Annotated in this window: 20 protein-coding genes; 18 read left to right on the top strand and 2 right to left on the bottom strand. The window is 69.9% G+C overall.

The features are described 5' to 3' along the window. Positions 1-59: 59 nt before the first annotated feature. Positions 60-1,022, top strand: a complete 963-nt coding sequence (gene holA, locus B5F84_RS01990) for a DNA polymerase III subunit delta (RefSeq protein ID WP_087320159.1) — start codon at positions 60-62, stop codon at positions 1,020-1,022. Positions 1,023-1,203: 181 nt separating this feature from the next. Here the strand turns inward: holA and rpsT are convergent, their stop codons facing one another. After that, entirely contained in the window at positions 1,204-1,467 is a 264-nt protein-coding gene (rpsT, locus tag B5F84_RS01985; protein WP_087320157.1) for a 30S ribosomal protein S20, read from the bottom strand. A 109-nt stretch (positions 1,468-1,576) separates the two neighbouring features. Here rpsT and lepA point away from each other — a divergent pair, with 109 nt between their 5' ends. From lepA to hemW, 3 genes are all read left to right on the top strand, one after another. After that, the gene (gene lepA / locus B5F84_RS01980) at positions 1,577-3,388 is read left to right on the top strand and encodes a translation elongation factor 4 (protein WP_087320155.1); all 1,812 of its coding nucleotides are present in this window, start codon (positions 1,577-1,579) and stop codon (positions 3,386-3,388) included. Further along, entirely contained in the window at positions 3,385-4,374 is a 990-nt protein-coding gene (locus tag B5F84_RS01975; protein ID WP_239378183.1) for a tRNA-dihydrouridine synthase, read from the top strand. Before lepA ends, B5F84_RS01975 begins: the two co-directional genes overlap by 4 nt. A 359-nt stretch (positions 4,375-4,733) precedes the next feature. After that, entirely contained in the window at positions 4,734-5,954 is a 1,221-nt protein-coding gene (gene hemW / locus B5F84_RS01970; protein ID WP_087320153.1) for a radical SAM family heme chaperone HemW, read from the top strand. A 123-nt stretch (positions 5,955-6,077) separates the two neighbouring features. On the opposite strand, the gene B5F84_RS01965 is transcribed toward hemW, so the two are convergent. Next, on the bottom strand, positions 6,078-7,010 hold the full coding sequence (locus B5F84_RS01965) for a GIY-YIG nuclease family protein (protein ID WP_087320150.1): 933 nt from the start codon (positions 7,008-7,010) through the stop codon (positions 6,078-6,080). 168 nt (positions 7,011-7,178) lie between these two features. On the opposite strand from B5F84_RS01965, the gene B5F84_RS01960 reads away from it, so the two are divergent. The 14 genes from B5F84_RS01960 to B5F84_RS01895 all read left to right on the top strand — a co-directional run bounded on the left by B5F84_RS01960 (position 7,179) and on the right by B5F84_RS01895 (position 23,446). After that, positions 7,179-7,649: a dCMP deaminase family protein gene (locus tag B5F84_RS01960; RefSeq protein WP_087320148.1), complete on the top strand. Its 471-nt coding sequence runs from the start codon at positions 7,179-7,181 to the stop codon at positions 7,647-7,649. Between the two features lie 183 nt (positions 7,650-7,832). Further along, complete coding sequence (locus B5F84_RS01955) at positions 7,833-8,945, top strand: DnaJ domain-containing protein (protein WP_087320147.1); 1,113 nt, start codon at positions 7,833-7,835, stop codon at positions 8,943-8,945. Between the two features lie 103 nt (positions 8,946-9,048). Further along, positions 9,049-10,272: a molecular chaperone DnaJ gene (gene dnaJ / locus B5F84_RS01950; protein ID WP_087320145.1), complete on the top strand. Its 1,224-nt coding sequence runs from the start codon at positions 9,049-9,051 to the stop codon at positions 10,270-10,272. Further along, positions 10,269-11,588 (top strand): MiaB/RimO family radical SAM methylthiotransferase, encoded by a 1,320-nt coding sequence (locus B5F84_RS01945; RefSeq protein ID WP_087320143.1) that lies wholly within the window; start codon positions 10,269-10,271, stop codon positions 11,586-11,588. Before dnaJ ends, B5F84_RS01945 begins: the two co-directional genes overlap by 4 nt. A 17-nt stretch (positions 11,589-11,605) precedes the next feature. After that, positions 11,606-12,574, top strand: coding sequence for a PhoH family protein (locus B5F84_RS01940; RefSeq protein WP_087320141.1), 969 nt, complete (start codon positions 11,606-11,608; stop codon positions 12,572-12,574). Next, positions 12,564-13,073 carry an rRNA maturation RNase YbeY gene (gene ybeY, locus B5F84_RS01935; protein ID WP_087320138.1) on the top strand — a complete coding sequence of 170 codons (510 nt, stop codon included), beginning with the start codon at positions 12,564-12,566 and terminating at the stop codon, positions 13,071-13,073. Before B5F84_RS01940 ends, ybeY begins: the two co-directional genes overlap by 11 nt. After that, entirely contained in the window at positions 13,070-13,444 is a 375-nt protein-coding gene (locus B5F84_RS01930) for a diacylglycerol kinase family protein (protein WP_087320136.1), read from the top strand. Before ybeY ends, B5F84_RS01930 begins: the two co-directional genes overlap by 4 nt. Before the next feature lie 48 nt (positions 13,445-13,492). Further along, positions 13,493-14,419 (top strand): GTPase Era, encoded by a 927-nt coding sequence (era, locus tag B5F84_RS01925; protein WP_087320134.1) that lies wholly within the window; start codon positions 13,493-13,495, stop codon positions 14,417-14,419. A gap of 1 nt (position 14,420) precedes the next feature. Beyond that, positions 14,421-15,170, top strand: coding sequence for a DNA repair protein RecO (gene recO / locus B5F84_RS01920; protein ID WP_087320131.1), 750 nt, complete (start codon positions 14,421-14,423; stop codon positions 15,168-15,170). Between the two features lie 212 nt (positions 15,171-15,382). Further along, positions 15,383-16,102 carry a gamma-glutamyl-gamma-aminobutyrate hydrolase family protein gene (locus B5F84_RS01915; protein WP_087320129.1) on the top strand — a complete coding sequence of 240 codons (720 nt, stop codon included), beginning with the start codon at positions 15,383-15,385 and terminating at the stop codon, positions 16,100-16,102. 173 nt (positions 16,103-16,275) lie between these two features. Further along, on the top strand, positions 16,276-16,554 hold the full coding sequence (gene rpsO, locus B5F84_RS01910) for a 30S ribosomal protein S15 (protein WP_087320127.1): 279 nt from the start codon (positions 16,276-16,278) through the stop codon (positions 16,552-16,554). 124 nt (positions 16,555-16,678) lie between these two features. Next, positions 16,679-18,916 (top strand): polyribonucleotide nucleotidyltransferase, encoded by a 2,238-nt coding sequence (locus B5F84_RS01905; RefSeq protein WP_087320125.1) that lies wholly within the window; start codon positions 16,679-16,681, stop codon positions 18,914-18,916. A gap of 308 nt (positions 18,917-19,224) precedes the next feature. Then, positions 19,225-20,889 (top strand): ribonuclease J, encoded by a 1,665-nt coding sequence (locus B5F84_RS01900; protein ID WP_087320123.1) that lies wholly within the window; start codon positions 19,225-19,227, stop codon positions 20,887-20,889. Positions 20,890-20,893: 4 nt separating this feature from the next. Next, a complete protein-coding gene (locus tag B5F84_RS01895; protein ID WP_087320121.1) occupies positions 20,894-23,446 on the top strand; it encodes a DNA translocase FtsK in 2,553 nt (850 codons plus the stop codon).

Raw genomic sequence — 23,446 nt, 5'->3', positions numbered from 1 at the left:
CGGGCGCATGCTACACTGGGCCCACGGATGCCACCCACGACGCAGAAGGGACCCCTCGCATGGCGGACAAGCCCGCGCTCCTGCCGGCCTACCTCATCGTCGGCCCGGACGAGCTCAAGCGCAAGCAGGCGGTCGCGCGCCTCAGGGCGCGCGTCGACGGGCCGTTTGCGGCCTTCAACCTGGAGGAGCTCGTGGCGTCGGGGGAGCTCGAGCCGGTGGGGGTGCTCGCCTCGCTCAACACCCTGCCCATGGGCGGGACCCGCCGCGTCGTGATCATCGAGGGTGCCGAGAAGCTCCCCAAGGCGGTCTCGGAGGCCATCGTGGGCTACCTCGGCAATCCCAACGAGAGCTGCACGCTGGCGCTCGTGGCCACGACCCTCGCCAAGTCGACGCGCCTCTACAAGGCCGTTGCCAAGGTCGGCCCCAGGACCGTGATCGAGTGCGCGGCGAAGAAGGGGCGCGACCTGCCTCCCTACGTGCAGAAGCTCGCCGAGGCGCACGGCGTGAGGATCGCTCCCGACGCCGCCGGGGAGCTCGTCGCACGCGTGGGGGAGTCCACGACGATGCTCGACACCCAGATCTCGACCCTGGCGGCGCTCCTCGGCGGCGCGGGCACGATCACGCGCGCCTTCGTCGAGGAGAACGTTGCCCGCGTGGCCGAGGTCAAGCCCTGGGAGTTCCTCGACCGGCTCTCCGGGCGCGACGCGCATCGCTCGCTCGCCCTCTACCGGCTTCTCGACGGCTCGCCGCTCGGGCTGCTCTCGCTCGTCTCCGGGCGCCTGCGCGAGCTCGTGTGCGCCCGCTCGCTCGCCGCGCGAGGCCAGGCCCACGGCGTCGCCGACGAGCTCAAGAAGCAGTCCTGGCAGGTGAGAAACCACGTCAGGTGGGCGGGGGCGTTCAGGGACGGAGAGCTCGAGGCGCTGCTCGGACGCTGCGCGGAGGTCGAGCGCGCCCTCAAGAGCGGCGCCGACGCCGAGGCGGAGATGGTCCGGCTCATCGCGGACGTCTGCGGGGCCGGCTGAGCCCCGGGGCCCGGCCGGGGGAGCGCTCCTGTTAGGTACCCGGCGGGAGGTCCTTCTCGCCCGGGCGCGGCGTGCGCGGTGGCGGCCCTGTGGAACGGGGCGTTTGACCCGCGACCCTGTCACAAAAAAGCGGACCCGGGCAGCACCCCGGGTCCGCTTGCGATGCGCTCTGAGAGAGAAGCTACTTGATGGTGTTCACGAGCTTCTGGACGCCGCTCTTGCGCTGGGCGGCCTGGTTCTTGTGGATGATGCCCTTGGACGCGGCCTTGTCGAGCAGGCGGCCGGCCTTGTTGGCGGCGAGCTGGGCGGCCTCGGCGTCCTTGGCCTCCACGGCGGCGCGGACGGCCTTGACGGCGGTCTTGAGCTCGGAGCGGACGGCCCTGTTGCGCTGACGCGCCTTCTCAGCGGTGATGATGCGCTTCTTCTGAGACTTGATGTTAGCCACGTGCAGTTCCTTTCGGTTCCCATTAAATCTGAGGCCTCTGTGCTGAGACACGGCGAGGTCAACTCGACGAATATAGCATAACGACCGCGAGTTCGCTATCATTCACCTCATGTCTACGAACGATACCTCACATATTCGCAACTTCTCGATCGTTGCGCACATCGACCACGGCAAGTCGACCATCTCGGACCGCATCCTCGAGCTCACCCACACGGTGGAGGAGCGCGACATGGAGGCGCAGCTGCTGGACACGATGGACATCGAGCGCGAGCGCGGCATCACCATCAAGTCCAACGCCGTGCGCGTGTCCTACGACGCCGACGACGGCGAGACCTACCAGTTCAACCTCATCGACACGCCGGGCCACGTGGACTTCACCTACGAGGTCTCCCGCTCGCTCGCCGCGTGCGAGGGCGCGGTCCTCGTGGTGGACGCCACCCAGGGCGTGGAGGCGCAGACCGTCTCCAACGCCAACCTGGCGATGAACGCGAACCTCGACATCGTGCCCGCGATCAACAAGATCGACCTGCCGAGCGCTCATCCCGACGAGGTCAGGGAGGAGATCGAGGAGGACCTTGCGATTCCGGCCGACGACGCCGTGTGCGTCTCCGGCAAGACCGGCGAGGGCATCCACGACCTGCTCGAGGCGATCGTCCTTCTCGTCTCGCCGCCGAAGGGCGACTACGACGCCCCGCTCAAGGCGCTCATCCTTGATTCCTACTTCGACGAGTACCGAGGCGTCGTGGCCACGGTGCGCGTCTTTGACGGGCGCATCAGGAAGGGCGACCGCCTCTCCATGATGCAGGCGGGCTCGGGCTTTCTCGTGGACGGCGTGGGCGTCAAGCGCCCGGCCGAGCAGCTCGTCGACGAGCTCGGCGTGGGCGAGGTGGGCTTTGTGGTCACGGGCCTCAAGGACCCCGAGGCCGTGCGCGTGGGCGACACCCTCACCTACGAGGCGCATCCCTGCGCGGAGGCGTGCCCGGGCTACCGCGAGGCCAAGCCCATGGTCTACACGGGCATCTTCCCCATCGACAACAAGGACTACGAGAACCTGCGCGACGCCCTGGAGAAGCTCCACGTGAACGACCCCTCGCTCACGTGGAGCCCGGAGACGTCGGTGGCCCTGGGCTTTGGCTTCCGGGTGGGCTTCCTCGGCCTCCTCCACATGGAGGTCGTGAAGGAGCGCCTGGAGCGCGAGTTCGGGCTCGGCCTCATCGCCACCTCGCCGTCCGTGGACTACCACGTCTACAAGACCGACGGCACCATGCTCGAGGTGAGGAGCCCCCAGGACCTGCCGGACGTCACCCGCATCGAGCGCATCGAGGAACCCTTCCTCAAGGCCAAGGTCATCGTGCCGCCCGAGTACACGGGCGCGGTCATGCAGCTCGCGATCGAGCACCGCGGCATCACGCAGAACATGGTCTACCTCACGGAGAAGTCCGTGGAGATGCACTTTGACATCCCGCTCGCCGAGCTCATCCTCGACTTCTTCGACCAGCTCAAGAGCCGCACCAAGGGCTACGCGAGCCTGGACTACGAGTTCAGCGACTATCGCGCGAGCGACCTCGTGAAGCTCGACATCCTGCTCTCCGGAGACGAGGTGGACGCGCTCAGCTTCATCGTGCACAAGGACAAGGCCTACGCCCTCGCGCGCGGCCTCTGCGACAAGCTCAAGGAGATCATCCCGCGTCAGCAGTTCGAGGTGCCCATCCAGGGAGCTATCGGCAACAAGATCATTGCGAGAAGCACCGTTAAGGCCGTGCGCAAGGACGTCCTGGCCAAGTGCTACGGCGGAGACATCTCGCGCAAGCGCAAGCTCCTCGAGAAGCAGAAGGAGGGCAAGAAGCGCATGAAGCAGATCGGCTCCGTGGAGGTGCCGCAGGAGGCGTTCCTTGCCGTCCTCAAGGTGGACGACCAGTGACGCCGGCCGAGGTGCTGGCCGAGTTTGCGCCGGCGGCCAGGCTCTCGCCCGCGCTTCCCGCCTGGGACGGCAGGCTTGCCGGCAAGCTGCTCATGGCGCCGATGGCCGGCGTCTCCGACGCGGCGTACCGCCTCATGGCGCGCGCGGGCGGCGCGGCGCTCGCCTACTCCGAGATGGTCTCGTGCGCGGGGCTCCACTACGGCGAGAAGAGCTGGGAGCTCGTTGACCCCGACCCGGCCGAGCCGGAGATCGCGGTCCAGCTCTTTGGCTCCAAGCCGGAGCTCTTCCGCGAGTCCGCGGAGCGCGTGGCGGCGCGCCTGGGGGAGCGCCTGGCGCTCATCGACGTCAACATGGCCTGCCCCGTGCCCAAGGTGACCAAGAAGGGCGAGGGCTCGGCGCTTCTGGAGAACCCCGAGCTCGCGGCCAAGATCGTGCGCGCCTGCCGCGAGGGCGCCCCGGGCGTCGACGTGACGGTGAAGATTCGTCGCGGGCGCTACATGGGCCAGGAGGTCGCGCCCGAGTTCGCGCGGGCGATGGAGGACGCGGGCGCCGCCGCGGTGGCCGTGCACGGCCGCTTTGCCACGCAGATGTACCACGGCGAGGCCGACTGGGGCGCCGTGAGCCGCGTCGTGGATGCCGTGGGCATTCCCGTCATAGCCTCGGGTGACATGCTCTCGCACGGCGCGGCGCGGCGCGCGCTCGCGGAGACCGGGGCGACGGCCGTGATGGTGGCGCGCGGCACCTACGGCAACCCGTGGGTCTTCTCGGGGCACGAGCCCACGCCCGCCGAGCGCATCGCCGCCTTCGCGTGCCACGTGCGCCTGCTCGACGCCACGGGCGCCCACCTCAAGCGGGCGCGGAGCCTTGCCGGCTGGTACTTCAAGGGCATGCCCGACGCCGCCCGCTGGCGCAATGCCGCGATGAGCTGCGTGACGGCGGAGGAGTTCCTTGCCGTCGCCGCCGAGGTCCGCGCGCACGTGCTCTAGGCGCCGGGCGCGCCGCCCCCGGCCGGTCTCTCCCGGTTTTAGGTAATTGGTTTGATGTTCTGGCGTCCCTCCTGTCGCTCGATCTGACAAAAGCGCAGGTGGCGAGAAGAACGTGCCGCCCAAACGGCCCGCAAAAGTGCCCCCAATGTGCCCGCGCATCAAACTTGCTACCCAAAACCGGCGTATCTTCGCTGATTTTGGCCCTTGCGGGAAACGGGGGCGCCACTCCAGCGCAGGCCCCGCCATTCCTGCCCGCCCGAGGATCCGCCCCCAGCACGGGGGCCGCCGCGCCGGGGCGGCGCGGCGCGCGGGCGAGCGCCGTATACTGCGAGTGAGCACGAACCGTTGGGGAGGAAACGATGGCGTCGGCGCTTTACCTGCACATACCGTTCTGCGCGCGCAAGTGCGCGTACTGCGACTTCGCCTCGTGGGCCACGCCGGCGGAAGACCCGCTCGTGGACGCCTACGCGCGCGCCCTCGGAGCGCAGCTGGGCGAGGCGGCCTCGCTGGGGTTTCTCGAGGGCTGCGAGACGGCCTACCTGGGCGGCGGCACGCCGACCCTGCTGGGCGCGCAAGGGCTGGGCACCCTGCTCAAGAGGGTCGCGGACCTTGCGGCCCCCTCGGAGCTCACCTGCGAGGCCAACCCGGACTCGCTTTGCGACGAGGTCCTTCTCTCCGCGCGCGACGCGGGTGCGACGCGCCTCTCGATCGGCGTGCAGAGCCTGGACGACGCCGAGCTCGCCGAGCTGGGGCGCCTCCATGACGCGGCGTGCGCGCGGGAGCGGGTGGCTGCGGCCGTGGCGAGCGGGCTCGACGTGTCGGTTGACCTCATGTGCGCGACGCCCGGCCAGACGCACGAGAGCTGGGCGCGGACGCTCGAGGGGGCGGTCGCGCTCGGCGTGGGCCACCTGAGCGTCTACCCGCTCCAGATCGAGGAGGGCACGGCGCTCGACCGCCGCTATGCGGACGACCCCTGCATGTGGAACGCCCCCGAGGTTCAGGCCGAGAGAATGACGAAGGCTCAAGCTCTACTTGAGAGTCATGGATATGCTCGCTACGAGGTGGCGAGCTACGCCCGGGCAGGTAAGGCGTGCCGGCACAACAAGGCCTACTGGACGGGCCGGTCCTATCTCGGCCTGGGCACCGGAGCCTCAAGTATGCTCAACCTAGAGGAGTACCTGAGACTTTCCACCGCCTGCCCAAAGCTTCCCGCACCGCCGGGGGGCGCCGTGCGCGTGCGCCTCACGGGGGAGACGGGGCGCCGCGAGCTCGCCGGTGACGCCCGGCTCTGCGCGCAGTCCTTCTCGCTCGAGTTTCTGACGGAGCCCCAGGCGGTGGCGGAGGACCTCATGCTCGGGGCGCGCCTCACGGAGGGGCTGGACCCGGCGCTCGTCTCACGCGCGAGGGTGCTCTTCGGCGCCCGGCTTGACGACGCCGTCGACGATCTTCTCGCCCGCGGCCTCCTGGCCGAGAAGGGCGGTCGGCTGGCACCCACCGAGCAGGGCTGGCTCCTCGGCAACGAGCTCTACGGCGCCCTCTGGGACCTCGCGCCCGGCGAGGTCGCGTCCGCCAGCTGCTAGCCGGGAGCCTCATCCATCGACGCGTCGGAATCGCGTGGAAGATGCCTTCCCGCCACCCGATTCCGCGCAGCTCCTCCGCCCTGGCGATCGGTCGTGACGGCATCGGCATGCCGGGGGGGTTAGCTAGAGGGTGTTGTAGCCGTGGGGGCACGGGTCGTCAAGGTGGCGCACTGAACTGAGCGTCTGCATCCACCAGTGCTCGCGCTCGACGATGGTGCGTGCGTCCGCCTTCATGTCGAACACTTCTAGAATCGAGTACTGGAAGTAGCGCTCGATGTGGCTCGCGGCGTCGGGAATCTGCTTGAGCCGCAGATTGCCGCCCGTGTGGTCGCCGAAGGCGTACTCGGTCAGCCGCGAGAGCAGCCCCGTTCGCTCCCCATTCCTGCTGTATGCGGCGCCGACATAGTGCCACCCATTGGAGAGGTCGGTCTGGAGGTATACGCCCTGCACATTGCCCAGGGCGACCTTCCACTCTTCGTCCTGTACGGCGGCGACCAGCTCGGGATGCGAGAGGCGCATCTGGTCATAGCCCGGAAACGGCCTCACGCGGAACGGGGTCGGCCTGACGCTGTGGACGACGGCCCGCTCGAGGAAGCTCTTCGCGTTCTTGGGGTTGGTCAGGTCAAAGTCCATGCCCGTGTACCCCTGGTCACGCTTGCAGCTGATTACGAGACGTCCGACGAAGGGCGCGAGGCTCTCATCCTCATGTCCCCGCCAGTCGTAGACGAGATCAAGGGGGCCGTCGTAGCTTTTCTTCACGCTCATCCCCGCCATGGAGAAGCAGCCCATGAACAGGTACTGTGAGGAGCCCTGCTCCAGCTGCAGAAATTGGAGCACGCTCTTGCCGTGGATGTGGTAGCGACGGTTCTTTTCCTTGTCGGACCACCGGTGGCCAAAGAGGTGGTCGTACAGTGCCTCTCGTGGCAGCGAGAAGGGGTTGAGCTGGGGGAGAATCTTGTTGAGCCTGACCGAGTAGCTTCCGACGTTCTTCTCGGTAATGCCCAGGAGCGGCAGGGCGGGAATGGGCGCACCCAACGCATCGTGGCTCGGCTTCATGGCACCTCCCAAGGGGTCGTGGGTCCATTGTGGCACGAATCGATCGGGAGGTGAGCCGCTTTGACGTTCCGCGTTCTTCCTGTCAGAGCTTCTTCCAAGAACCTCGAGTTGCGCGACCGCCTCAAATGCGCCATGCTGGCAGCGACAACGTAACGAGAGGGGAGCGCCATGCCGGGCAAGCGCACCGACGTCATCAGCTGGGACGAGTTCTTCATGAAGGCGGCCATCGCGGCGAGCCTGCGCAGCAAGGACCCCAACACGCAGGTGGGGGCCTGCATCGCCGACACCAACCACCGGATCCTCTCGGTGGGCTACAACGGCACGCCCACCGGCCTCAACGACGACGAGTTCCCCTGGGGCACGGACGACGACCCGCTCCACGACAAGCACAACTACGTCATCCACGCCGAGGCCAACGCGATCCTCAACTACCGGGGCTCGCTCAAGGACATGACGGGCGCCACGGCCTACGTGACGCTCTTCCCGTGCCACGAGTGCGCCAAGACCCTCGTGCAGGCGGGGATCGGGGAGGTCGTCTACCTTGACGACAAGTACTGCGGCACCGAGGACAACCTCATCTCCAAGAACATCCTCGAGCGCTGCGGGGTCTCCTACCGTCAGGTCCGCCTCTCCGAGTAGGCACTGGGCGGAAGGGGCCGGCCGCCCCGCCGAGAAGGGCTCGCGTCCCGCGGGAGGGGAGCCTCCCTGGCGGGGCCGTCACGTGTGGACCGCGCGGATACGCCGTGCCGGCGCGATTCCGCCCGCCCTCTCCGGATATAATTCCCTCACCTGCGTCACGAACAGCAACGGGAGACCCGCCACATGGCATCGATGAACGACAAGGACTACTACGCCGTCCTGGGCGTCGAGAAGGACGCCTCCCCCGAGGAGATCCGCAGGGCCTTCCAGCAGAAGGCCCGCAAGCTCCACCCCGACGTCAACAAGGCGCCCGACGCCGAGGAGCGCTTCAAGGAGGTCTCCGAGGCCTACGCGGTCCTCTCCGACGCCGACAAGCGCAAGCGCTACGACGCCATGCGCTCGGGCTCGCCCTTCGCGGGCTATGACGGCCCCACGGACGGGCAGGGCGGCTCCTACGACCCCTTCGCCGGCTTCGGCGGGAGCCCCTTTGGCTGGGGGCCCTTCGGCTCGGGCTTCGGCGGCGCCTCCTCGCGCCGCCGCTCGCGCGCCTACAACCCCAAGGCGGGCGCCGACGTGGTCTTCGAGCTCACCGTGGACGCCGCCACGGCGGCGTCCGGCACGCGCCGCGGCGTCACCTACCAGCGCTACGCCTCCTGCGACGTCTGCCACGGCTCGGGCTCGGTGCAGTCCGAGCACTCCGAGACCTGCCCCACCTGCGGCGGCTCCGGCCACATCACCGTGGACACGGGCCTGTTCGGCGTCATGATGATGACCTGCCCGGAGTGCGAGGGCACCGGCCGCGTGGTCGCCGACCCCTGCTCCGCCTGCGGCGGCACGGGCCGGACGCTCACCGCGAGCGAGGTCGTCGTCAACGTCCCGGCCGGCAGCCACGACGGCGACGAGGTCCGCGTCCCCGGCATGGGCAACGCGGGCACCAACGGCTCCTCGGCGGGCGACTTCGTCTGCCGCGTCTGCGTGCCGGAGGAGCGCCTCACGCGCTCGCAGGCGAGCGGCTTCAACCTCATCGGCTTTGCGGTGCCGTTTATCGCGCTCGGCCTCGTCACGCAGACCCTCTCGTCGATGGCCCTCATCGTGGGCGTCTGCCTTGTGGCCGGATGCGTGCTCGTGGCGCGCGACGGCGTGCGCCCCCGCGCCCGCTGGTGGCGAAACGGCGGCGTGGCGCTTCTGAACGGCGCCTCAAACGGCCTCATGATCGCCCTGTTCCTGGCGATGATGCTCTCCTGCACCTCCGGCCTCGGCCGCGTGGGCTACATGGGGCCCGGCTACTACGGCTAGTTTTCAGGAATAGTGATAGCTTGTTGACGGGCGGGGGCGCGTCCCCCGCCCGTTTGCGGGTATAAACCCCTCGCACGGTACGCACGAACTCGGGAGTATGCACGTGGAACCGAAGAAGGACTACTACGAGGTGCTCGAGGTGCCTCGCGACGCAGATGCCAAGACGATCAAGCGGGCGTTCCTCAAGAAGGCCCGCAAGCTCCACCCGGACGTCTCGGACGCCCCGGACGCCGAGGAGCGCTTCAAGGAGGTCAACGAGGCCTACTCAGTCCTCTCCGACGACCAGAAGCGCGCCAACTACGACCGCTACGGGGACCCCAACGGCCCGGCGGGCTTTGGCTCGGACTACGTGGACGTCTCCGACATCTTCGGCGGGGGCGGCTTCGGGTTCGGCGACATCTTCGACTCCTTCTTCGGCGGGGGCGCGGGCCGCGCGGCCGGCCAGGCGCGCACCCGCGGCCGCGACATGGGCATCCGCCTCACGGTGACCCTCGAGGAGGCCGCGGCGGGCTGCCACAAGACCGTCGCCTACACGCGCCTCGCTCCGTGCGAGGACTGCGGCGGCACGGGCGCGGCCGAGGGCGGCAAGATGCACACCTGCGAGCGCTGCCACGGCACCGGCCGCGTCGTCGAGGTCCAGCGCACGATCTTCGGCCAGATGCAGACCCAGACAACCTGCCCGGCCTGCGGCGGCCAGGGCCAGGTCATCGACCACCCCTGCGAGACCTGCGAGGGCCAGGGCCGCACCCCCTCCCGCGAGAAGGTCGAGGTCCAGGTCCCGGCCGGCGTCCACAGCGGCCAGACGCTCACCGTCGAGGGGAAGGGCGAGGCGGGCCTGCGCGGCGACACCTGCGGCAACCTCGTCGTGAGCATCGAGGTCGAGGAGTCCGACCGCTTCGAGCGCCGCGGCGACGACCTCTACTGCACTGTTCGCGTGGACTCCCTCCAGGCCATCGTGGGCGCCACCGTCACCATCGACGGCATCATGGAGGGGGAGCGCGTCACCGTGGAGGTGCCCGCCGGGTGCCAGTTCGGCCAGCAGGTCGTCGTGGAGCGCAAGGGCATGCCGCGCATGGGCATGATCGCGCGCGGCAACCTCGTGGCCGTGGTCCAGGTGGAGACCCCGCGCGACCTCACCCAGAAGCAGCTCCTCGACGTGGCCGCCCTCGTCGCCCAGAGGGCGCTCGGCGAGGACGCGGCGGCAGAGAGGGACCTCGAGGAGGCCGCGGAGCGCGAGGGCTTCTCGCCGTCGGCGGAAAACGCCGCCGAGCACTTTGCCAAGGAGCGCTGGCACGCGCCGAAGAACCCGTTCAGGAGCCGCAGGTGAGAGGCGCGCGCGACGCCCGGTCGGGCGTCGCCCTCGTGAACCTGGGGTGTCGCGTCAACCGCGTCGAGCTCGACCTCATGGCCTCGGCCCTCGAGCGCGCGGGGGTGCCGCTCGTCGACGAGGCCGAGGCGGCCGCGGTGGTGGTGAACACCTGCGCCGTCACCGCCGAGGCGGAGGCCAAGACGAGAAAGGCCGTCCGTCGCGCGGCGCTGCTGCCCCAGGCCCCGCTCGTGGTGGCCACGGGCTGCGTGGCGAGCCTCTTTGCCGACGAGCTCGCCGGCCTCGGCCCCAACGTGGTCGTGGAGCGCGACAAGTCCCGCGTGGCGGGCGTGGTCCTGGCCGAGCTCGACGTGCCCGAGGACGGGTCGTCGTGCGAGGGCGCCGCGTCGGCGCTCGCCCCCACGCCCACCGGCCGCACGCGCCCGGGCATCAAGATCCAGGACGGCTGCGACAACCGCTGCACCTACTGCATCGTCTGGCGCGCCCGCGGCCGCGCGCGCAGCCTCGCTCCCGAGGCCGTCCTCGACGAGGTGCGCGCGGCGTGCGCCCGCGGCGCCCGCGAGGTCGTGCTCACGGGCATCAACCTGGGGAGCTACCGCGCCGAGGGGGAGGGGCTCGCCCTTCCGGGGCTTCTTTGCCGCATCCTCGACGAGACTGATGTCGAGCGCGTGCGCCTCTCCTCGATCGAGCCGCCCGACGTGACCGAGGAGCTCTGCCGCCAGATCGCCGCCTCGGACGGGCGCGTCGCGCCCTTCCTGCACGTGTGCCTTCAGTCCGGCTGCGACGAGACCCTGCGCCGCATGGCGCGCGTCTACCGCACGGACCTCTTCCGGCGCGTGGTGGAGACCGCCCGCCGCCACGTCCCGGGCGTCTCCCTGGGGACCGACCTCATCGTGGGCTTTCCCGGCGAGACGGACGAGGAGTTCGAGCGGAGCCTCGACTTCTGCCGCGAGATGCGCTTCTCGCGGATGCACGTCTTCCGCTACTCGCGCCGCCCGGGCACCCCGGCCGCGACCATGCCGGGCCAGGTGGACCCGCACGTGAGCGCCGAGCGCTCGCGCCGCGCCCGCGAGCTCGCTGAGGGGATGCGCCTCGAGGAGGCCCGCCGCCTCGTGGGCTCCGAGGACCTCGTCGTCGTCCAGTACCCGGGCCGCGGCGTCTCCGGCGGGCTCTTTGACGTGACCGTGGACCCGGGCCTGCCCGTGGACTCCCTCGTCCGCGTGCGCCTTGCGGCCGTGGGCGCAGACGCCACGCTCGTGGGGGAGACGCTCTCTATCCCCGAGCCGCCCGCCCGCATCGGCTATCATCGGGGGTAGCGACCCCAAGGAGGAGCATGGAGCCAACCCAGGTACGTCTCACCATCCCCGACTCGGTGGACCCGACGGAGCTCATGGGCCCCGCCGACGTCCTGCTGCGCCGCGTCGAGGCCGCCTTCGACGCCATGGTCTCGGTGCGGGGCTGCTACGTCACGGTCTCGGGCGCCGCCGACGTCGTCGACCAGGTGACCTCGGTCTTCTCGCGCCTCATCCGGCTCGTCGAGATGGGGGAGCACCTCACCGGCCCCGACGTCGACCTCGTGATCGACCAGGTACGCCACGGCGCCGAGCGCGCCAGGATCGGCTCTGACGACATCCTGCTCACCTACCGGGGCCGCGCGCTTCGCCCCAAGACCGCCGGCCAGAAGCGCTACGTCGACGCCATCCGGGCGAACACGGTCACCTTTGGCCTGGGGCCCGCCGGCACCGGAAAGACCTACCTCGCCATGGCGATGGCCGTGGCGGCCCTCAAGCGCCGCGAGGTCGGGCGCATCGTGCTGGCCCGCCCCGTGGTGGAGGCCGGCGAGTCGCTCGGGTTTCTCCCCGGCACGCTCCAGGAGAAGCTCGACCCCTACGTCCGTCCGCTCTACGACGCGCTCTTCGACATGACCGACATCGAGAAGGGCAACGCCCTCATCGAGCAGGGCGTCATCGAGATCGCGCCCCTCGCCTACATGCGCGGGCGGACCTTCAACAACGCCTTCGTCATCCTTGACGAGGCGCAGAACACCACGCCCGAGCAGATGAAGATGTTCCTCACGCGCCTGGGCTTCTCGTCCACCTTCGTCGTGACCGGCGACGCCTCCCAGCGCGACCTGCCCGGCGAGGGCGGCCTGGAGTCGGCCCGGCGCGTGCTCGAGGGGATCGACGGCGTCGCCTTCGTCGACCTCGACCGCAACGACATCGTGCGCCACGCGCTCGTGGCGCGCATCGTGGACGCCTACGAGGCGTTCGACCGCCGGAAGGGGGACGGGGATGGGAAATGAGTACGACCTCTCGTGCGAGGAGGGGGTCCTTCTCGCGCTTGACGAGGGCGAGGTCCGCGCCGCCTGCGACCTCGTGCTCGCCGAGCAGTGCGTCGAGCGCCCGTGCATGGTCTCGGTCTCCGCGGTGGGGGAGCGCCGCATCCGCGAGCTCAACGCCGAGTGGCGCGGGGTCGACCGGGCGACGGACGTGATCTCGCTCGAGTGCGAGCGTCCCGACGACCCCTCGCTCGCCCCCGGCGAGCCCTGCGAGCTCGGTGACATCGTCCTCGCCCCGGACTACATCGCGCGCCAGGCCGCCTCCTTCGGGACGACCGCCGCCGACGAGACGAGGCTCCTGCTCGTCCACGGACTCCTCCACCTGCTCGGCCACGACCACCTCGACGACGCCTCCGCCACGCGGATGGAGGACCTCGAGGAGGCCCTGCTCGCGCTCCTCCCCGGCGACGGGACCGTCGACCGCGTGGTCCTCACGCGGCATCGCGGGGAGGACGACGCATGATCCCCGGCTCCAAGAGCGACCACCCCGGCTTTCGCAAGAGCTTCCTCTTTGCCATCCAGGGATTTCGCACCGCCGTCACCACCGAGCGCAACATCAAGGTCATGCTCGCGGTGGGGGCGTGCGCGGTCGTGGCCGGTCTCGTCGTGGGCCTTGACCTCCTGAGCTGGGCCATCGTCATCCTCTGCTGCGGCGTCGTCATCATGGCGGAGCTCCTCAACACCGCCATCGAGACCGTGGTCGACCTCGTGTCGCCGGAGTTCCACCCGCTCGCGGGCCGCGCCAAGGACATCGCCGCGGCGGCCGTGTGGGTGCTCTCCGTCCTCGTGGCCGTGGTGGGCCTGCTCGTCTTTGCCAACGCCATCCTCTTCTAGTCCCCGTCCAGTCCACAGGGCCCCTGGGGCCCGTCCGGGAGGTGCCTCATGTCAACCAAGCGCGCGGGCGAGAAGAACGCCCCCTTCAGAAGCGGCTTCGTGGCCCTGGTGGGCCGCCCCAACGCCGGCAAGTCGACCCTGCTCAACGCCTGCATGGGCGAGAAGGTCGCCATCACGAGCCCCGTGGCGCAGACCACGCGCCGGCGCATGCGGGCCGTCATCAACACGCCGACCTCGCAGCTCGTGATCATTGACACGCCGGGGCTGCACAAGCCCAAGGACGCCCTTGGCTCCGAGCTCAACAAGAGCGCGCTCGGCGAGCTCGCCGACGCCGACGTCGTGGCCTTCCTCGTGGACGCGACCAAGCCCGTGGGGCGCGGGGACGAGTGGGTGGCCCAGCACGTCGATCGGGCCGACGCGGCCTACAAGCTGCTCGTGCTCACCAAGGCCGACATCGCCGGGCCCGAGCAGGTGGCCGCGCAGCTCGAGGCGGCGCGCGCGCTGTGCCGCTTCGACGACGAACTCGTGGTGTCCGCGCGGGAGGACTTCAACGTGGACTCCTTCGTGGAGCTCGTCTCCGCGCACCTGCCCGAGGGCCCGCGGTGGTTCCCCGAGGGCATGGACGTCGACGCCACGCCCGAGGACCTCGTCGCCGAGTTCGTCCGCGAGAAGCTCTTCCTGCACCTGCGCCAGGAGCTCCCGCACTCGGTGGGCGTCCTCTGCGAGAGCCTCGAGTACGCCGACGACGGCCACGCCTCCATCGAGGCCACGATCCTCGTGGAGCGCGACGGCCAGAAGGGCATCGTCCTCGGGCGCGGCGGCCAGATGATCAAGCGCGTGGGCATAGAGGCGCGCCGCGACATCGAGCGCCTGCTCGGCTGCAAGGTCTACCTCGACCTCACCGTTCGCGTGGCGCCCCAGTGGCGCCGTGACGAGCGGGAGATCCGCCGTCTGGGCTACGGCTCCGAGGACTAGCGTGGCCGGCAGGCGCACCTTCCGCACGCGGGCCGTCGTGCTGGACCGCACCAAGCTCGGCGAGACCGACCTCATCCTCACGCTCCTCGCCGAGGACGGCCGCGAGCTGCGCGCCGTGGCCAAGGGGGCGCGCAAGCCCGGGGGCCGGCTCGCCGCGCGCGTGGAGCTCTTCTCGGAGACGGACTTCCTGCTCGCCGCCGGGCGCTCCCTCGACGTGGTGTCCGAGGCCTCGCTCAGAGACGCCCACGACCGGCTGCGCGGTGACTACGAGCGCGTCGCCGCCGCGAGCGCGGTCGCGGAGGTCGCGCGCCTCACCTGCTTCGAGGACGCGCCGGACGCGTTCCTGTACCCCATCTGCTCGCGGGCGCTCGCCGCGTGCGAGGAGGCGGCCGACCAGCCGCATCTCGACCTCGTGGCGGCCGCCTACGCGTGGAAGGTCCTCGCCCACGGCGGCTGGCGGCCGGAGCTCTCCGCGTGCTGCGCGTGCGGGGACCGCGCCGTGTCGTGGCTCTCGGCCGCGGCGGGCGGCGCCCTCTGCTCCTCCTGCGCCCGCGAGGTCGCCGGCGCGCAGGAGGTCTCGGCGAGCCAGCTCGCGTGGGTGCGGGCGCTTCTGGGCTGCACCTTCGACGAGCTCCTCGCCCAGCCGGTCGACGCCGAGACCGCGGTCTTCCTGCTCGGCACCGCGCACGCCTGGGCCGCCACCCATCTCGACGCCCGCCTGCGCGCGATGGAGTTCTGCCTCTCCGCGTGAGGACTGGTTCAAAAGGGACAGGCACTTTTGACTCATGGCCCCATGTCCGCCACTTTGCCCCGTCGCCTCCGTTGGGTCGTGGCATAATGGGCGGCCTGTAGAGGCGTGCAAAGGGGACGGGCACTTTTGCACGGCCGCTTCGCCGTGCAAAAGTGCCCGTCCCCTTTGCACGCCTGTCCCATTGCACGATGCTCTCTCGAGAGGGGAGTCCCATGTCCAAGAAGCCGCTCATCGGCGTCGTGCCGCTCGTCGACTACGGTCGCGAGAGCCTGTGGATGCTGCCGGGGTACTTCGACGCCGTCCTCGAGGCGGGCGGCGTGCCCGTGATGCTGCCGCTCACGGCCGACGCAGCTTCGCTCGAGCGGGCCCTCGACGCCGTGGACGGCCTCGTCGTGACCGGCGGCCAGGACGTCGACCCCGCCCGCTACGGCTGCGAGGGCGCGGAGGCCGCGGCCCTCTGCGGCGAGCTCTGCCGTGAGCGCGACGCCATGGAGGCGGCCCTCGTCCCGGCCGCGCTCGTGCGCGACCTGCCCCTGCTCGGCATCTGCCGCGGCATCCAGGCGCTCAACGTGGCCCTGGGCGGCACGCTCTGGCAGGACCTCCCCAAGCAGCGCCCCTCCGAGGTGGAGCACCACGGCCAGCCGCCCTACGACCAGCCCACCCACACGGTCGAGGTGCTGGCGGAAACGCCCCTCGCCGCGTGTGTCGGCGCGGGCGAGCTCGCGGTCAACAGCTATCACCACCAGGCCCTGCGCGACGTGGCGCCCGGGCTTGAGGTCATGGCTGCGGCCCCTGACGGCGTGGTCGAGGCCGTGTGGCGGCCCGCGTCTCGCTTCTGCTGGGCGGTGCAGTGGCACCCCGAGTTCATGCACGCCGTCGACGAGCCGAGCCGCAGGGTCTTCTCGGCCCTCGTGGCGGCGGCGCGCGCGTAGGCCCGGTCCTTCTCGCCCGGCGGCTCGTGGAGAACCCGTGCCGCCGAGAAGGGCCTCGCGCCCCCGCACCTCCTGTGCTACACTACCGCAGGTTAGTACCCCGTACCTGGAGGCCCGCCTTCTGCCTGACGGCCATCCCAGTTCGGGGCGAATCTATGTGAAAGGGGTTTGACATGGCAGTTACCAAGGAGCGCAAGGCCGAGCTCGTGGCCCAGTACGGCAAGGACGCCAAGGACTCCGGCTCCGCCGACGTCCAGGTGGCCCTCCTCACCGAGCGCATCAAGGGCCTCACCGAGCACATGAAGGCCCACCCGAAGGACTTCCACACCCGTCGTGGCCTGCTGATGCTCGTCGGCAAGCGTCGTCGCCTGCTCTCCTACATCAAGGGCAACGACATCGAGCAGTACCGTGCGCTCATCAAGAGCCTCGGCATCCGCGACAACATCCAGTAAGCGGTTCTTCGGAGGGGCGCCTGCGGGCGCCCCTCTTGGTTCGAGCCCGCGAGAGGCGCGGGCGGCGGCTGGTCCGCCACGACGGCCCGCCTGCAACGGGGCAGGCGGAGATAAGGGAAAAGAAATGGCAAAGGTTACCCACGAGTTCGACCTCTACGGCAAGCACTACGTCCTCGAGACCGGCGAGCTGGCCAAGCAGGCCACCGGCTCCTGCCTCGTCAAGTGCGGCGACTCCACGGTCCTTCTCACCGCGGTGGTCTCCAAGGAGCGCAAGGACTACGACTTCTTCCCGCTGACGGTCGACTTCATCGAGAAGATGTACGCCGTCGGCCGCATCCCCGGCGGCTACCTCAAGCGCGAGGCGCGCCCGTCCGAGAAGGCCACCCTCACCGCCCGCATGATCGACCGGCCGCTGCGCCCGTCCTTCCCGGCCGGGTTCAGGAACGAGGTCCAGGTCGTCGCCACCACGCTCGTGGCCGACCAGGTGAACCCCGTCGACACCATCTGCATCATGGCGGCCTCGGCGGCCCTCACCGTGGGCGGCGTGCCCTTCGAGGGCCCGCTCGCGTGCGTGCGCATCGGCCGCGACCGCGACACCCACGAGTTCGTCGTGAACCCCACCTACGAGGAGCGCGACAACTCCGACCTCGACCTCGAGCTCGGTGGCGCCGAGGGCTTCATCTCCATGCTCGAGGCCGGCGCCGAGGAGATCTCCGAGGAGGACATGCTCGCCGCCATGGCCTTTGGCCAGGAGGCCATCGCCGCCTTCTGCGCCGAGCAGCAGAAGTTCTTCGAGAAGGTCCGCGAGGTCAACGGCGAGTTCCCGGTGCGCGAGTACATCCTCGACGAGCCGATTCCCGAGGTCCACGACCGCGTCTTCGCCCACTACGACGAGATGGAGGCCGCCCTCAAGGACGCCGACAAGCTCTCCCGCATCGGCAAGGTCGAGGCCCTCAAGGCCGCCATCAAGGCCGAGTTCACCGAGGAGGAGCAGGCCCAGTGGAGCCGTGCCATCCCCGTGGAGCTCAAGGCCCTCGAGAAGCACGCCATGCGCCTCATGGTCGTGGAGACCGGCGAGCGCGTGGACGGCCGCACGCCCACCGAGGTGCGCCCGCTCATGGTCAAGGGCGACTACCTGCCCCGCGTCCACGGCTCCGGCCTCTTCCAGCGCGGCCAGACGCAGGTCCTCTCCGTCTGCACCCTCGGCATGCTCAACGAGTGGCAGCGCCTTGACACCATCGAGCCCGTCGACGGCAAGCGCTACATCCACCACTACAACTTCCCGCCCTACTGCACCGGCGAGACCGGCCGCATGGGCAGCCCCAAGCGCCGCGAGATCGGCCACGGCAACCTCGCCGAGCGCGCGCTGCTCCCGGTGATCCCCTCCGAGGACGAGTTCCCCTACACCATCCGCGTGGTCTCCGAGGTCATGGAGTCCAACGGCTCCTCCTCGATGGGCTCCACCTGCGGCTCCACGCTCGCGCTCATGGACGCCGGCGTGCCCATCAAGCGCCCGGTCTCCGGCGTTGCCATGGGTCTCATCCAGGAGGAGGGCAAGACCGTCGTCCTCACGGACATCCAGGGCCTCGAGGACTTCCTCGGCGACATGGACTTCAAGGTGACCGGCACCACCAAGGGCATCACCGCCATGCAGATGGACAACAAGGCCACCGGCCTCACGCCGGAGATCCTGCGCTCCGCGCTCATGCAGGCGCACGAGGGCCGCATGTTCATCCTCGACGCCATGCTCGACGCCGTGCCCGGCGTGCGCGAGCAGACCAAGGAGTCCGCGCCCCAGATCATCTCCCTCCAGATCCCCACGGACAAGATCCGCGAGGTCATCGGCTCCGGCGGCAAGGTCATCCGCGGCATCCAGGAGGACACCGGCGCCACGATCGACATCCAGGAGGACGGCACCGTCTTCATCGCGGGCGTCGGCGGCGCGGGCGATGCGGCCGCCGAGCGCATCAAGGCCATCGTCAAGGTCCCCGAGGTGGGGGAGGAGTACACCGGCCGCGTCGTGGGCATCCAGCCCTTCGGCGCCTTCGTCGAGCTCGTCCCCGGCAAGGACGGCCTGCTCCACATCTCCCGTGTGGCCCAGGGCCGCGTGGACAAGGTCGAGGACGTCCTCAACATCGGTGACGAGGTCAAGGTCCGCGTCCTCGAGGTCGACGAGAAGGGCAAGATCAGCCTCGACCGCATCGACAAGCCCGAGGCTCCCGCCGGCTCCGGCAACGCCCGCTCCCACGAGGGTGGCGAGAAGGACCGTCCGCGCCGCGAGCACCGCGGCCCGCGTCGCCGTCCCGGCGACAAGGGCGAGGGCGGCGAGAAGCGCCAGCCGCGCCGCCACCACGGGGCCTAGGTCCATCCTCTGACGTCTGGGGCGGCCCGGGCGTTCCTCCAGGAAGCGCGCTTTGCGGAGCTTCCCTGCAGGACGCCCGGGCCGCCTTGCCGTCTCGATGGCGAAAGGCGCCCGTGCAAAGGTGCCTGTCACTTTTGCACGGTGGTGCAAAGGTCTGTCACTTTTGACCCATTCGCTCCGTGTAACCATCGTGGAACATCCCGGCGGGTCGTTCTTCTCGACTACAATTGACGGGTATGCGAATTGGCACGGCCCGAGGGGCCGTCTCATATGCCCTGACCGTCTACCCCGAAAGGAACCCCCAAGGAATGCCCAAGAAAGACACCGCCCTCAAGATCATCCCGCTGGGTGGCCTTGACGGCATCGGCAAGAACATGACCGCCTTCGAGTACGGCGGCGACATGGTCCTTGTCGACGCCGGACTCATGTTCCCCGACGAGGCCCAGCCCGGCATCGACCTCATCCTGCCCGACTACACCTACGTCCTCGAGCACGAGGACAAGCTTCGCGGCATCATCATCACCCACGGCCACGAGGACCACACCGGCGCGCTTCCCTTCCTCCTGCAGGACCTCACGCGCAAGGTGCCCATCTACTCCTCCAAGCTCACCCTTGGCATCATCGAGGGCAAGCTCGCCGAGCACAACATCCGCTCGCCCAAGTTCCGTGAGGTGAACGACGGCTCCACGATCACGCTCGGCGCCTTCACCATCACGTTCTTCTCGATGACCCACTCCATCCCCGCTGCCTTCGGCGTCTTCATGTCCACGCCCGCCGGCACCGTCATGCACACCGGCGACTTCAAGTTCGACCAGACGCCCATCGACGGGCGCCGGCCCAACTTCCAGGCCATCAACAAGTTCGGCGCCTCGGGGGTGGACCTTCTGCTCTCCGACTCCACCAACGCCTGCCGCCCGGGCTTCACGCCGTCCGAGGCCGCCGTGGGCCGCGACCTGCGCCACGTCATCAAGAACGCCCCGGGCCGCGTCTTCGTGGCCGCGTTCTCGAGCCACATCCATCGACTCCAGCAGATCTGCGACGCCTCGGTGGCCGTGGGCCGCAAGGTCGTGGTGACGGGACGCTCCATGGTCACCAACACCAAGGTGGCCCGCGAGCTCGGCTACCTCAAGATCGACGAGGAGAACATCATCGACGCCTACGACGTCGACCGCATCCCCGACGAGAAGATCGTGGTGCTCTGCACCGGCAGCCAGGGCGAGCCGCTCTCCGCGCTCGCGCGCATGGCCACCGGCGAGCACAAGTCGCTCTCCATCCACGAGTCCGACACGGTGATCATCTCCGCCACGCCGATCCCGGGCAACGAGAAGAGCGTGCAGTCGATCGTCAACTCGCTCTCCAAGATCGGCTGCGAGATCTTCGACAAGTCCAAGGGGCTCGTGCACGTCTCCGGCCACGCGAGCCAGGAGGAGCTCAAGCTCATGCTCGCCATGGCCAAGCCCCGCTACTTCATGCCGGTCCACGGCGAGGCGCAGCACCTGCGCGCCCACGCCGAGCTCGGCGTCCAGATGGGGGTCCCTGCCGAGCGCGTCTTCGTGCTCGACAACGGCGACTCGCTCGAGATGGTCCGTCACAAGGTGCGCCGCGGGCGCGCCGTGGAGTCGGGCGTGGTCTTTGTGGACGGCGGCACCGTGACCGAGGCCAACCCGATGGTCCTGCGCGACCGTCAGAAGCTCGGCGCGGACGGCGTGGTCACCTGCACGGTGGTCATCGGCAAGCGCCGTCGCTCCGTCTCGGCCGTCGAGGTCTTTGGCCGCGGCGTCTCCTCCTCGACGGACGCGCTGCTCATGGGCGAGGCCCAGGCGGCCGTTCGCGCCCAGGTGGAGAAGCTCGCCGCCGCCGACGGCACCACCCTCGACGCGCTGCGCCGGGGCGCGCGCAACGCGCTCTCCAACCTGCTCTGGAACAAGACGCACACGCGGCCGATGATCATCCCGGTCGTGATGGAGGTCTAGACGCATGCCCGCCAAACGCACTTCAAACGCAGCCAGGAAGCGGGCTTCGGGCGCGTCCGCGGGGAAGGGGCAGGCCAAGCGCGCCGCCACCCCCCGTGCCGCCGCGCCGGCGCTCGGCTCCACCCAGTCTGACATCGTCGGCGTGGCCCTCGCGGTCATCGCCGTGGCCATGCTCGTGTCCGTCATCGCGCCGTCCTCGGCCGTGGTGACGAGCGCGGTGCACGACTTTCTCGCGCTCTCCTTTGGCGCGGCGGCGGCCCTTGTGCCCATCGCGCTCTTCCTCTTTGCCATGACGTTCTTCGTGCGCGACGACGGCCCGGTCTCCGGGCGCGTCGCGCTGGGGCTCGCGCTCATCGTGCTCGCCGTCATGTCCATGCTCTCGCTCAACCACGACGGCGCCCAGGCCGACCCGATGCTCGTCTTCGAGCCGGTGGTGGCGCAGGTCGCGGGCGGCTGCGTGGGCGGCGCCGTGGCCTACGGCCTGCTCGCCCTCGTGGGCCCCGTGGTCGGCAACGTGCTTCTGGTGGGCGTGGTCGTGGCCGGCGTGGTAGTGTGCGGCTTCTCCATCACCGACGCCGTGGCCCATGCCCGCGAGCGCCTCGGCGGCCTTGCCGAGGAGCATCGCGCCCGCGCCGAGGAGCGCCGCTCCCAGGCCATCATCGACGCCGCCGCCGACGAGGACCTTGCCGCCGGCGCTCCCGGCCGCCGCGACGGCGCCCAGGCCTCCCTCTTCGACGAGGGGGCCGAGCAGGCCACGACCTTCATCGGCGACCGCAAGACCACCGTGCTCAAGCGCGGGCGCGCGGCGCGCCCGTCCGCGGACGAGCCCGCCGAGCCCGAGACCACGCTCCTCGACCGCGCCCGCGAGCGGGGCCGCGCGCTCTTCCAGGACGATGAGCCGGCGGCGGAGCCCGCCCGCGAGCCGCGCCCGGCCGAGGCGAGCGAGGGTGGCCCCTCGGGCGAGAAGGGCGGCGACGTGCCCTCGTTCCTGCGACCGGAGCGGCGCGCCCGGAAGTCCCGGGGGACGGCCAAGGAGGCGGGCACGGGCGCCGCGCCGACGGCGATCACCCGCCCCGGCGACGCCGACGAGTCCTATGAGCTCCCGCCGCTCTCGATCCTGCGCGAGAACCCCGACGCCTCCGGCTCCTACGGCAACGACGCCGAGCTCTCCGCGACGGCGGCCAAGCTCCAGGGCACCCTCGAGGAGTTCGGCCTCTCCTCGCGCGTCGAGGGCTGGATCGCAGGCCCCTCGGTCACCACGTTCAAGATCTCCATGGGCGAGGGCGAGCGCGTGAACAAGATCGTGAACCTCGAGGACGACATCGCCCTGTCGCTCGCGGCCAAGTCGGTGCGCATCTTCGCCCCCATCCCGGGCACCTCGCTCGTGGGCATCGAGATCCCCAACGAGAAGCCCCAGCCGGTCTTCCTCTCGGACGTCCTGCCCTACGCCACGGGCGGCCCCCTCGACTGCGCCTTCGGCCGCGACTCCGAGGGGAACCCGATCGTGGTCGACCTTGCGGGCCTGCCGCACCTGCTCGTGGCCGGCACCACGGGCTCGGGCAAGTCGGTCCTGCTCAACGCCATCATCATGTCCATGCTCATGCGCTCGACGCCCGAGCAGGTGCGCCTCATCATGGTGGACCCCAAGCGCGTCGAGTTCACGGGCTACGCGGGCCTGCCGCACCTCTACGTGCCCGTCGTGACCGAGCCCCGCCAGGCCGCGAGCGCCCTCCAGTGGGGCGTGACCGAGATGGAGCGGCGCCTCAAGGTCTTCGAGCACTACAAGGTGCGCGACATCAAGACCTTCAACGGCAACGTGGACGGCGGCAAGTACGCCGAGATGGAGAACCCGCCCAAGCACATGCCGTACTTCGTGATCGTGATCGACGAGCTCGCCGACCTCATGATGGTGGCCGGCAAGGACGTCGAGTCCTCGATCGTGCGCATCGCCCAGCTGGGCCGCGCAGCCGGCATCCACCTCATCGTGGCGACCCAGCGCCCCTCGGCCGACGTCGTCACGGGCCTCATCCGCGCCAACATCGACAACCGCGTGGCGCTCTCGGTGGACAACTCCATCAACTCGCGCATCATCCTCGACCAGAAGGGCGCCGAGCAGCTCCTCGGAAGGGGCGACATGCTCGTGAAGCTCCGCGGCAAGAAGCCGCGGCGCGCCCAGGGCTGCTGGGTCTCCGACGAGGAGATCGAGCAGACCGTCGCCTTCATCCGCGGCCAGGTCACGGCGGACTACCACGAGGACATCCTCACCGCCGTGGTGCCCAACGCGCCGGGCGCGGCCGAGCCCGGCGCGGCCAAGGACGACGACCCCCTCGTCTGGGAGGCCGCGCGCATTGTCGTGGAATCTCAGCTGGGGTCGACGTCGAGCCTGCAGCGCGCCCTCTCCGTGGGGTACGCTAGGGCGGGCCGCATCATGGACATGCTCGAGGCCAAGGGCGTCGTCGGGCCCGCGAACGGCTCCAAGCCGCGCGAGGTCCTGCTCGACAAGGACGGCCTCGAGGACCTGAAGCTGGCGGACGCCGCGTATCGGGAGGTGGAGTAG

It is taken from the genome of Olsenella sp. An290 (assembly GCF_002159535.1).
Lineage (GTDB): Bacteria > Actinomycetota > Coriobacteriia > Coriobacteriales > Atopobiaceae > Thermophilibacter.
Note: the sequence above shows the minus strand (reverse complement) of the source record. Positions and strands in the feature narration are given on the sequence as shown.